Origin of the sequence: Pedobacter sp. 22226, from assembly GCF_052045455.1 — a bacterium.
GTDB classification, from domain to species: Bacteria; Bacteroidota; Bacteroidia; order Sphingobacteriales; family Sphingobacteriaceae; genus Pedobacter; species Pedobacter jeongneungensis.
The window spans coordinates 106863-118738 of the sequence record NZ_JBQEPB010000002.1; the positions used below are offsets into that span (position 1 = coordinate 106863).

Annotated in this window: 12 protein-coding genes; 6 read left to right on the forward strand and 6 right to left on the reverse strand. The window is 37.1% G+C overall.

Annotated features, from left to right (window positions below):
• Nucleotides 1-287: 287 nt before the first annotated feature.
• From ACTJKC_RS03910 to ACTJKC_RS03925, 4 genes are all read right to left on the reverse strand, one after another.
• Nucleotides 288-2174 (reverse strand): P-loop NTPase fold protein, encoded by a 1887-nt coding sequence (locus ACTJKC_RS03910; protein WP_090985855.1) that lies wholly within the window; start codon nt 2172-2174, stop codon nt 288-290.
• 8 nt (nt 2175-2182) lie between these two features.
• A complete protein-coding gene (locus tag ACTJKC_RS03915) occupies nt 2183-3148 on the reverse strand; it encodes a hypothetical protein (RefSeq protein WP_440790405.1) in 966 nt (321 codons plus the stop codon).
• 415 nt (nt 3149-3563) lie between these two features.
• On the reverse strand, nt 3564-4628 hold the full coding sequence (locus tag ACTJKC_RS03920; protein ID WP_090985851.1) for a hypothetical protein: 1065 nt from the start codon (nt 4626-4628) through the stop codon (nt 3564-3566).
• The gene (locus tag ACTJKC_RS03925) at nt 4625-5206 is read right to left on the reverse strand and encodes a YozE family protein (RefSeq protein WP_440790407.1); all 582 of its coding nucleotides are present in this window, start codon (nt 5204-5206) and stop codon (nt 4625-4627) included. The genes ACTJKC_RS03920 and ACTJKC_RS03925 overlap by 4 nt, the downstream gene beginning before the upstream one ends.
• 134 nt (nt 5207-5340) lie before the next feature.
• Here ACTJKC_RS03925 and ACTJKC_RS03930 point away from each other — a divergent pair, with 134 nt between their 5' ends.
• Complete coding sequence (locus ACTJKC_RS03930; protein WP_090985846.1) at nt 5341-6342, forward strand: hypothetical protein; 1002 nt, start codon at nt 5341-5343, stop codon at nt 6340-6342.
• A 222-nt stretch (nt 6343-6564) separates the two neighbouring features.
• Here ACTJKC_RS03930 and ACTJKC_RS03935 read toward each other — a convergent pair whose 3' ends face one another.
• Nucleotides 6565-7917 carry a toll/interleukin-1 receptor domain-containing protein gene (locus ACTJKC_RS03935; protein ID WP_090985843.1) on the reverse strand — a complete coding sequence of 451 codons (1353 nt, stop codon included), beginning with the start codon at nt 7915-7917 and terminating at the stop codon, nt 6565-6567.
• A 133-nt stretch (nt 7918-8050) separates the two neighbouring features.
• Nucleotides 8051-8686 carry a hypothetical protein gene (locus ACTJKC_RS03940; RefSeq protein WP_090985841.1) on the reverse strand — a complete coding sequence of 212 codons (636 nt, stop codon included), beginning with the start codon at nt 8684-8686 and terminating at the stop codon, nt 8051-8053.
• 382 nt (nt 8687-9068) lie between these two features.
• Here ACTJKC_RS03940 and ACTJKC_RS03945 point away from each other — a divergent pair, with 382 nt between their 5' ends.
• The 5 genes from ACTJKC_RS03945 (at nt 9069) to ACTJKC_RS03965 (ending at nt 11716) form a co-directional block, all read left to right on the forward strand.
• Nucleotides 9069-9524, forward strand: a complete 456-nt coding sequence (locus ACTJKC_RS03945) for a single-stranded DNA-binding protein (protein ID WP_090985837.1) — start codon at nt 9069-9071, stop codon at nt 9522-9524.
• A 68-nt stretch (nt 9525-9592) separates the two neighbouring features.
• On the forward strand, nt 9593-10678 hold the full coding sequence (locus ACTJKC_RS03950; protein ID WP_090985835.1) for a DUF932 domain-containing protein: 1086 nt from the start codon (nt 9593-9595) through the stop codon (nt 10676-10678).
• A gap of 43 nt (nt 10679-10721) precedes the next feature.
• A complete protein-coding gene (locus tag ACTJKC_RS03955) occupies nt 10722-10946 on the forward strand; it encodes a hypothetical protein (RefSeq protein ID WP_090985833.1) in 225 nt (74 codons plus the stop codon).
• Nucleotides 10943-11479 (forward strand): PRTRC system protein E, encoded by a 537-nt coding sequence (locus ACTJKC_RS03960; RefSeq protein WP_090985831.1) that lies wholly within the window; start codon nt 10943-10945, stop codon nt 11477-11479. Before ACTJKC_RS03955 ends, ACTJKC_RS03960 begins: the two co-directional genes overlap by 4 nt.
• Before the next feature lie 18 nt (nt 11480-11497).
• Nucleotides 11498-11716 carry a PRTRC system protein C gene (locus ACTJKC_RS03965; RefSeq protein WP_090985829.1) on the forward strand — a complete coding sequence of 73 codons (219 nt, stop codon included), beginning with the start codon at nt 11498-11500 and terminating at the stop codon, nt 11714-11716.
• The last annotated feature ends 160 nt before the right edge of the window (nt 11717-11876 follow it).

The window sequence follows — 11876 nt, forward strand, 5'->3', positions numbered from 1 at the left end:
GCTGATGATTTTTGACCGTAGTTTGGTGAAGTATGGTGTTTTTACATCCGATTAACGAACCGAGTTATTCTTCGCCACTTTTGGTGAAATTTGTAGCGTAATGGATTGTTTTTCATTCAGGTTAGGGATTTTTTGAGACAAAATAAGATTAAAAATATATTAAAGAATTAAAATTATTAACCTATCTGCAAATAATGCATATTAATTAATTCTGATAGGTAATTACAACAAGTTTTCAAGTTATGTTATAAAAAATAACATAAACATCATACAATCAATGCCAATAGTTATTGAGAATAGCTGATTCGCGACTCTAGTTTTTTATTTACCTGTTCGTCAAGTTCTAGGAGAAGTTCTCCACTCAAATTTCTGAATTTTTTTCCTTCCTTATACTTCTCAATAAGGTTTTTAAGGTCGAGCAAGAAGCGGCGATCTTTTTCCGTGTCATTTCCCCTGTTCCAATGATAGATAATTGTAAACAGCGTAATTATTTTGTTTTTCTTAGCATTTTCTACTTTTAAAAATGTTTTTAGAAATAGGCTTGGCCTTAATCCAGAGAGTGTGACCTGATAATGTGCTGTGTCAATCTCAGAAAGCATTTTAGCATGTAAACTATCGTAGTTGTTTAAAAACTCATCTTCAAGCTGTTTATCTTTATTGATCTCTCCAGTTTCTCCAAGCTTCTTATTTGCACTTTTAATAAAATCAGATATTTTTTTTAGTGATAAATAATTTGGTGTAACTGCTGAAAGGCCTAAATATTTATCGATCATTGGGGAATATTTTTGGCGTGGGAGACTTTTCTTCATCCCTTTGATTAGATCTTCAGCAAGTTTTTCCGGTTTTAAATTCAGAACGTTTTCGTGTCTCATTACATGATAGGCCACTGTGAGGTAATCTTGCAATAGAAATTCCCCTTGTTTTGCATAAGATAATAACTGTCTATTAAGAGAAATGAAGTCCTTATCTGAAAGATTCTTATAATTAGCTGCTGCCAGCTGATTAAATACTTTATAGGCAGGAGGGGTTTTTTCATCCACCATATTGTAGTTCGTTTGGACTTCTTTTTTGAAAGTGGTGCCATTGAATATATTGCCACCTGTCAGGTAATCAAATATACTTTCATAATAATCATAGTCTTCATTTGGAAAATACTTATTTATTGTTTCCTCCCCATATTCAACAATCCTGTCCTTTTTTATCTCATCATACATTCTGTTGATCTGATACTCAATACCTTTTTCAAGCCCCTGTTTCTTGTGATATTCAATGCGACCTTTTTTAAATTCAACGCAGATCATCAGACTAAACCTCAATGTACTATAAAGTAATTTTTCCTGGTAATCTTTCCATTCTCCATTTTTAAGCTCTGATTTGATGAACTGAAAAATAGGTGCATAATAGGATAAAAGATAATTTAGCGTACGGTAATTAACGTCTTTTTCATTTTCATATTTTAACAGGTTTTCGATAGTTTTGCAGTGTTCTTGGAGGAAGCTTTTATAATGGGAGGTTGTATTCTGCAGATTTTCAATTATGTTGGCAAATGTGGGCGAAAAAGTTTGCCTGAAATGAAGGGTGTTGCCAATAGTTTTTTCCTTTATTTCGCCAAAAAGGTCTGGAGGAAGCTTTCCCTCATTTGCTACGATAATAACTTTGGTATTGCTTTGCTCAACCAAGGAATTAATAAAACCAAGCACCGAGTTGTCTTTGAGCATTTCTGCATCAATTCGCTCAAGATCATCAAAACAAATAAGCAGTTTTTCTAATGCCAGAAAATTAAATCGTTGAGTTTTTAGCTCGTTTTTGGCTTCATCGGCACCATCTGCAAGATGGCTAAGCAATTCTCCGCCCCAGAGTTTTGTAATATCTGCTGCCTTCATAAGCAGCTTTACAATTGGAAATCCAGCTTTCAAGTATTTATTCTCAATTAATGGATACACCGAAACGAAAATTTTATCTTTTAGCTCTTCCATAGAGCTTATGCCAAACAGCGATACAATTATGGGCTTGTAACCGGTTTCTAATACTTTGCTAAAGACTCGGTTTTTTAGGAAATATGTTTTTCCTGCTCCCCAGCTTGCAGTAAGCATTAATGCATAGTTTGTTTGCTTATACAAATAATCAATAATCAGATCCTGAGTTATATCTGGGTTTTCTATTTTCTCTTTCATTTAATTTTTTACCAGTCCATGTTTGCGGAAGATTCAATTTGATACGATGTATAATCAAGAAAATTCCCGAAAGCTTTCTCCGAACTCATCGCATCCATGTATTTTTCATGGGAACTCTTGTCAAAAGCCACTATAAAACCAGTTTTGATATATTGTATCCCATATTTAGTTTCCTTATTTTTTGCTATGAAGTCATCAAAGCAGTCCAGAACATTGCAGATCTGTTTAAATTCCTTATCACCTGGCAATTTAAATCCATAACTTAAATTACCCCTGTTTTTTGATAGTGACATAGGAATTGCACCTAGATTTTCCATATGCACATTAAAGGAATTCCCATTCTTATGAAAATGACCATGTGAAATGGGGTTTCGATATTCTTCTTTGATGTCTATAAGGGCATTTAGTTGGTGAGCTACTGTTTTTGGGTCAGATTTTGAAAATACATACTGGTACTTCCCTTTCCAATTCATTCCAATAAATTGTTCCAGATTATTGTTTTCGGGAAACCCATGATTCAAAAAAGGAATGATTAGGACTAGGGAATGCTCTAGTAGGCTGAAAAAAGCATCTAGCATGGCCACAGTATAGAAAGATGCTTCTGGTGGCGTTAACAAATTCTGCATGATTAACATTTCGTAATCTCTTAACGCGTCGCCTGTAGGAGTAGGGAAGTTCATTTTCTTGTATATTGCTGCGGCCTTCCTTCTAAAGAAATCATACCGCTCTTTTATAGGTCTATACTCATTGGAGAGTGATATTCTTCCATCAATAACCTTTTGCTTTATCTCCTCCTGAAATAATTGCTCTGCAAATGGAATTGCGTTATCAATGTTTTTGATAGCTTCCTTTGCTAATTTAGTTAAGTTTGCTCCCTTTTGAAATGATGTAAACTGAAAGCCGAATTTGCGGTGTGAAAGCATAACGGAATTCCTTTGTATAAAACAGGGATTTCCCAAAGTGTTTTTTCCCATCTTCCCAGAAATTTGAAATTAAGCAATTTTGCAAATATTATAAAGACGATATATGGTGATCTTTTTAGCTTTATGGATTCTATCGGAAAATCTTTGATGTAAACCGTTTTAATTCCACGTTTGAGTTCAACCTCATGATATTTTGGAGTAGGATTGGGCAAAAAATCCTTTGTAAATAGATCGAAGTATTTTTGCTGAGTAGCGAATTTTTTGTCCATTTATGCCCCTATCTAGTACATTATTGATATAATTATTTATGCACAAAATAACATATTTTTTTCAATGACGCGCCTTTAGGATCACCCCCTCTGGCAATTATATTAGCTGTCAATTTATCCTAAACTATATGCGTCACCTTTTCGATAAAATATGCATTGAAGAATGGTCAAAATCTACGTTTCGCCCGACGTCATTTTTAAGAAAATTTCGATATAGGGATCCTTTTTGTCTTTTTCGGTGTTATGCTATACTGCCAATATGGGAACCGGAGCTCACCAAAAACTTCAGTTAAAAATGCCAAATTTCTTATGCTTCCGCCTAAGTGCACCATTGCAGCTCGGTTAAGCGCAGTTCCATCTCTCTGCGCTTGCCAGAACTCAAGGAAAAAATTTTCCGAACTCGATCTCCCAACAGGCAAATTGAATGGCCCATCATAAATATCGTCGTCATCACTGAGTGTGCAGAATTCTTCAAATTTGATAATTGGACTCTTAAAATTATATGCGAAAAGCTTTTTCAAAAGCGGCAAAACTGTAAAATGGCCATATTTTTCACGCACTTGAAGAATGATTGCGTAAATAAGGTCTGTAATTAAAGTCAACGATTTTAATGTATAATCTCTGTTAACAATTAATTTTTTACCAGGCTCAATACTTCTTTTGACGGCTGCAGTCTTTCTTATGTATAGCTCGTTAACGACCAGGTTGTTATGTAGTAACAGGTTTCTGGTTTCCTTAATTTCAATTAGTTCATCGAAAATTTGCGGCAATTTCAAATCTTTGGGGTCAATTGCAAAAAGTTTGGTGAAGAGTTTTAAAAAATTATCCAAACTACTATAAGCCAGTCGGTTTACACTAGCCTCAATAATCTGGTTTATCACTTCTCCTTTTAGCAATTGTTCCTGGCTAACTGCTAGTCCTTGGGCCTTTTCGTCACTATACACACCCTTCAGCAAGGACAACTTTTGCGGATAAAATTGAAGAATCTTGATCATCAGATCGTTTAACATCGTTTCAAACTGAGCAATCCCGAGTACAAATAATCCCTTACAAGAAAACTCATCATCAGGTTGGCTTTCTAGACTATCAATAATCTTACGAAACTGGTTATAAGCAAGGACAGCGGGTCTTTCCATTTCGAAAATAGTGATTAGTGGCGGGATGGAGAGATCCAGATAACGTAGATAGATAGCCCCAAGGTTGAGGTCTTTAGCACTGTTGTAAAGACATTCTGGATAATCTGTAAGTAGGTCTTTCATCATCTATTGCTTTGGAGATGACTATTTAAATAATCGATCATCTCCGAATAATTTGGTTGGGTTGGAGTGCGTGTACCTTCGAATTTATTATCACCTAAAGCAGCCAATGCCTCGGCCAACGACAGTTCTTTCGTCAAATCGCCAATGACAATATTTTCGATTTCAACTACAGCAACATCGGTCAAGGTTCGCTTCCCATAAACATCGAACTTTATTGCTTCACCTCCTGTCGAGTCAACAGCATAAATTCTGTAAATGTCCTCTGGCTCTCCGACACTAATCACTCTGTCACAGGAAAAATTTGCTTTCAAAAAATCCCACCGTTCGGCCCTCATCGGTGCATATTTTGTATCCAGATCATTAAATTCGATTTCGACATCCTTTTGTGATTGGTAAGCCTCCATGAATTCTTTAAAGATTGCTGCATTTCCTTTCTTGTGCAGCATAAACTGTAAATAGGAAATAATCCTTTCTTCCCCCTGATCATACGGAAAGTTTTTATCACCCATTACATCATCGGCAAGTGTACCTAATGCAGAATCTTCAGAAGCAAGGGATTTTATGAATTCCAATAAAGTCATATGTAAAAATAAATAGTTTAAAAGCATGAAGAATTTCCTCAAAGGGGAATCATCGTATCATCAAGTGAATATACATTATTAACAATACATTAGTCCCTAAAGAAATCAGTAATTTTATACTTTAACGCTTTAAAATGACACAGAAAACAATTCTAAGATCAACTACAGTAGACAAACACGGCGATTACATCGGGTTAGAGCAACTTCAAGATTATGTAAATGTAGTAAACGGCAACCTAAAACTTCGCTATCTGGCTAATCATCGTCGTGACTTGCCGCCATTGGGTTATTTAGATAATGCCGAAGTTAAGCAAGCAGGACAGATTCATCATGCATTGGCTGAGCCCATCGTTTTCGCAAATAGAAAAATGGTTGAGTGGGATGACGAATTGGTCGTAGAGGATTCAGGAATACCGCTTATGCTGGTCGGCCGAAACAAAGAAATCACTCAAATCTGCATTACAGTTGATAAGAACAATTTCAAATCGTTTGAATCATTTGAAAGAGCCGGAAAATCATTAATGGATTTGTTTGATGGAGAAGCCAGCCTTGATACTTCAATGCGGAAAAGCTTACTTCCTGACCCGCAACTTGTTATTACACTCGCTGGATATTATATGTTATTCAAACCACTTGTAAAGCCACTAATGTCTAAGCTTGGCGAGAAGATCGCGGAAGGAATTGGTGAAGATATCTATGGTTTATCAAAGAAGTTACTCGTGAAAGTTGCTGACGCAATACAAATCACTAGGAATAGTATGATTCCAAAAAATAAGGTATTATTGACTATCTTTGAGATACCTGGAGAGCCATATATAGAATTGCAAATCAAATCCGACAGCTCGAGCACGGTTATTAATTCAATTACAGACAAGAAGCTGGTTAAAATTTACCAGAAAGTGCAGGATTTAAAAAGTAAAATTGATATTTCAGAGATTTACTTTATCTACAATACTAAAGGGAAATGGGAGTTTACCTACCTAATCAGCAAAACGGGGCAAGTTATCGGAACCAAATCTTGCTTCGCTAAAAGAGATAAGTTGGTAAACCGAATAAACCTTAGTCCTACAAAAGCGTTCAGCGTTGGGGCAACTGGTGTTAAATATGCAAAAAAAACAACCCCAAAATCAGAATAAATAGCTTTTCATGCTTTTCAATTTATCGCAATATTATTGAATGGCTCATTGCAGGAAAAATACATTTCCTGTTAGTAACTATAGAAAACTACGACAGTTATAACAAATCTCTGGTGCTAATAGGTGCCTCTAGCATTCATAAGAAGAATAGAATTCTATTTTATCGACTTGGGCCCTTTACATATGTGTGAGTTTGGAATGCAATTCAGGATCATCTTTAAATTAGAAAGGTAGATCATCAAGTTCTTCCACGACAGAATTTCCAGATTTCCTATTCCGATTTACGGAATCCTCTATTTTGTCGACCAAGTCTTGAGGTAAATTAAGCATGTATTTAGCCAAATCATTCTTTAAACTAACCTCTTTGGGATTGTCATAACTTGTAACTGCTGAAACCTCCGTTAGGCCTCTAATATCAAATTTTCTAATCACAGTTTCGTAGTCCCTGGAAAGCATGTGATTTAGTTCAACAACATCTTCCCAATCGTTAATAGTGCTTATTTCATGTTGCATCTGCCACCCGACACCTAATTTGAATTTAGCTCTGGAAATGATGTAGTTGAGCATTAATAACTCTGCGTCCGAAGCTTTGTCGGCTAAAATGTCTTTTAGAAATTTTTCTGATTGCTTGGAAAGTCCATATGTTCCAGAAATAATTGGTATGTCGTCTATTTTACGTTTCAACTCAACGCCCTCGCGTAAAGATCGTTCTATTTCTGTCACCTCAGATTTAGTTCTTTCGCTACTTGGTGCTTTTTCTGCCTTCACTGGCTCTAATTCCCCAGCTAACGCATCTATTTCACTAAGGAATTTTTTAATGCGTTGTGCCAAGATCACATAGTTCGTAGTGATTGAAAAATATTTTTCCAACATTTGGCAAAATTGAGTCAAGCGATCTTCGTCATTTATAAAAAAACCTATTTCCCGCGGATCAATAGCTCCGCTTTGAAAGGATTTATCTGACAAATCAAAGCCAGGTAGAAAAATGGCAGCATGTTCATTCTCAACAATCCAACTCGCACCCATTTCATTTAAGCAAGCGATACTTTTATAGTAGTCGGGTGACAATAAGTAGACTACAAAACTTTCTTCACTAATTTGTGTTTTTAGCCAATTAAAAATGTTATTTCCAATAGGAATACCATAAGCAGGATTACTGGTGAAAACGATCTGTTCATCCTTAATACCTATACCGAGGAGCAATTCTACAAGAGCAGATCCATATTTTTTATTGGAACTTGCATGGGAAATAAAAATTTTCATTTGATTCTTTCTCGTTGTTACTGGTGGTTTGGTTCTATTTAATAATTCATTTTCATAACAAGTTTTGGCAAACCATGAATAACCAGATTTAGTTAATTTATAAACTGCACCACTTTTTACGGGGTCATAACCTTTATTGTCGAATTTTATTTGATTTTCTCCTTCTAGAAATAAAATTGATCTTTTAACATCCTCCAGTGAAAGCCCATTTTCATTTGCAATATCTACTATACCCCTCATTTCATTTTTTTGATAGGCATGATAATATGCTCTATAAACAATATCAACTATTACAATTTCTTGAGCATCCATTTTATTTATACAAATTATCTAATTTTTTGGATTAGGTTTTAATTTTTGTTTTGCAAACAATCGTTCAAAGGCTGGCAGTGGCATCTTTGTTTTATATATTTCTTCTTGGTAATTCTAACAATAAGTATGAGATTTATTTGAGGAATATTTTGTGAAACGTATTTTTAATCAACTCATAAAGAAGTACCGCATTATCCTTGGACACACCAAGTTGGACCACTATGCTGATGATAGTACCGATCAATAAATTTTGCCAATCAAATTTATTAAGCTGGGCGGTTAATTCCAACAGATGATCGAGCTGATTTTTTATAGCAATAGTTTGTTCTTGCAATAACGGAATTCGATCTAAAGATGTTTTTATAGTTTGAATTTGAGAAGATATTAACAAATATTCATCGTGAGTGAAATGCAAATTTTGATCGACTGTACCACCTATTAGATACTGTGCTTCATCAAACGCGCGTCCCCATTTATCTGGAGACGAAACTTCTCTTTTTAGGTATTTTAGCCATTTTTTAAAATATTCTTTTACATCTTTCCAAACGATAGAAGAGGATGCATCTTTATAAAGTATTTCGCCGGGTGAAAAATTAACTATTAAAGAGTTCGCATATCCACTATTCTCAAATATTTTAAAATAAAAAGCTGTTCCTGTAAGCCGAAATTCAGTACCTGTTGCTGACTTATCAAACTGGGTTGGGGAAAAATATCCCGTATCTACGATTAAAGTATATAGTTCATTAAGTTGAGAGCGTAATAATTCCATTTAATTAGTTTTTTTGCAATATCCGAATTTAAATGTTACATCAAACAGGTATTGCTCATTTTTCTATTTAGATGATTTTCGCTATTGCTAGTAAACCATCTCCAAGAACATAGTGGTATTCATAGATAGACTGCAGTATGTTAATCTTCGTTTGAATCTTTCCAATCGAAACGGATAAAAAGGCCGTGAATTTCGGGCGCTCCTTTCTCTGCGAGCGCATAATGTTCTGGCTGTGCCAGAACACCCTCCGGGACTTATAGCTCTCCGTTTTCTCTGCACCCGTTTTTCCGGACTTTCTTTTTTTCCGTTTTTTCTTTTGAAAAGATTTTTTGGAAAAAGGGAAAGGAAACAAAAACAAAGTAAAACTTAAAATTTTTTGATCATGGAAATTACAGGAAGATTAACAGGAGATGCAACGGTAAAGACGTTGAACGGAGAACGGAAAGTGGTCAACTTTTCAATTGCAATTAATGACAGCTACCGCAGTGGTGGCGAACAAAAGAAGATTACTACATTTTTTGACTGTTCATACTGGTTGAACACAGGTATTGCAGAATACCTAAAAAAAGGAGGTTGGGTTCAGATTTATGGCAGAGTGGGCGTAAATGCCTATATCAATGGGGGCGGTGAGGCAAAAGCTTCGCTTACCTTTCATACTACCGAGGTAAAACTGTTAGGGGCTGTTGTCACAGTTAGCAGTAACAGCAGTAGAAATAAAGGCGCTACCGTTAGCAGTAGAAATCCTAACGGTTCAGCAGGAGAAAATGTAAAAGGGGTGGGTGTCCAAATTGTGCCTACGGACACATTCGACGGGCTAGAGGGTGACCTGCCTTTTTAAGCCTTTTAGCTTTAATACTACAGTTACAGACAATTTATTCATCATTAATTATTTAAGAATTTTTTATCATGGCACATAACCTTAATTATAACAGCAGAACAGATAAATACAGTTTTTTTTCGGTAAAGGAAAAAGCTTGGCACGGGTTGGGTATAATAGTGGAATCTTATCCCACTTCAGCGGAAGCGCTAAAATTTGCGGGTTTGGACTATAACGTAGAGAAACGTCCGCTATTTACTGTTGATTCCCGTAACCTCGTTACTTTTCAGAGCAAAGATGCAGGGGGGCTGAATGATGCCTTTATGCCCGATATATTAGTGCCGAATTTTTATTCTACAGTACGGACAGATACAGAGGAAGTCCTCGGAGTGGTGGGCAGGGATTATAAAGTAGTTCAGAATACAGAGGCATTTTCTTTCTTCGATAGCATTGTTGGGGGAGGCGAGGGTATCCTTTATGAAACCGCAGGGGCTTTGGGAAAAGGTGAGCGAATTTTTATCACCGCCAAACTGCCCTCCTATATCAAAGTGGGCAAAGATGATCTTATTGAACAATATTTATTTCTCACCACCTCTCACGATGGGTTTGGAAGCATTACAGCTGCCTTTACCCCTGTAAGAATTGTATGCAATAACACGCTTAATGCTGCCATAAAAAACTCAAGCAGTTCAATCCGAATCCGTCATTCTTCGGGTGCAAACGACCGTTTAAAACAGGCACACACGCTTATGGGTATTTCGGGCAGAATAGGTGATGAAATGGAGCAGATTTTCAACCATTGGGCAAAGGTGCGTATCACCGATGCAGACCTTAAAAAACTGGTACAGGTTGCAATGGCTCCAAATAGAGAGGTGTTGGACAAACTGCAAAGGGGATTACTGGATGAAGCTTCGAGTGTTTATAAAAATATTGTGGATGACGTTTACAGCTATGCGATGAGCGCACCATCACAGCTGATCGATACCGCCAAAGGCACCCTTTTCGGGGCATATAATGCCGTGACGGGCTATTATCAGAATGCCCGAAAATTCAAGGACAGCGAGGCGAAATTTAAATCCATCATTGAGGGAACAGCAAAGCAGAGGGGACAGTCAGCCTTTGACCTTTGCCTTGACCTTGGGAAAAACGGCAATGTAGACTTTCAGTTAAATTAAATCATCGGGAGCGGTTCTTCCGCTCCCATAAAAAACACTTATCATGAGCATATTGACAGAAAAAACAGAACGAAGGGTGCTTGCGGAAATCGCACAGACTTTAAAGCATTTTGAAAATCTTACCCTTATGGGTATTTCAGCAGGGGATGCAGTACGTATCCGTCATGCAGAAAATATTATCAGGGATGTAATCGCGCAGAACGGTTACCATACTATTTCACGGAGCAGGGGCATAGCCCTGCGTAAAGACAAGGGGGGCAGGTCATGAGGACTAATTTTTTTCAGGCCATACAACGCCTGCATAGTACAGGAGTATGGATATTCAACGTAAGCTTTTCAACAGAAAACGAAGTGGTGGTTTCGGTTGTGGTAAAAGATGGGGGAAATAGAGACGATAAAAACACACTCCCGCCGATGGTCTACAGGGGAACTCCACAGGAGATTGATGAGGGGATTTTCGATGCCCTTGTTCACCCAATCGAAGAAACAAAGAACCTCTTCGCCAACCTTACTGCCTACAATAAAGGGCTTGAGGATGCAAAGGCCAAGATTATGGTAAAACCGAAGATCGAAAAATCTGCCGATAAAAAGGGGGCAACTGAAAGTATACACGAGTCAACCGAAGATAGGCCAAAATTTGAGGACATCCTGTCGGAAATCAACAAACTCAATGCAGGCTGTAAGTATTCGGAAGCCCTCGCCCTGCTCCCTGTTGTAGAAAGTTTTCCCGAAAAAAAGGCGGAGATCGAGAAATTGAGGAAAGAATTGGAATGGAAAAGCAAACAGCTGACCTTATTGTAAACGCATAAAAATAATGTTATGATGACAGCAACGATATTGCCAAGGGTATTTGTTCTTAAAGCTAGGGAACAGGACATCCGTTTATCCGACCCCTCGGGAGCATTCAGCCCCGAGCAGGTCATGGATTTTTACTCGGGAACTTACCCGATCTTGACAACTGCAAAAATTGAAGGCCCCGAAATAACTGGTGACGAAATGCAATATAGATTTATCACCACACTCGGCACCAAGGGATAATTATGAAAAGGAGGGTAAAATGTTTCAGAACTACACCACACTCCAAAGCTTACTACCTGCACCAACAGCTAGCAAGCTTTGCGCAGAACCTAGACCGCACGCCCGATCTATCGGATATAAAAAACAATCCGAAAAAGCCTGCACCCCCGATTTTAACGGA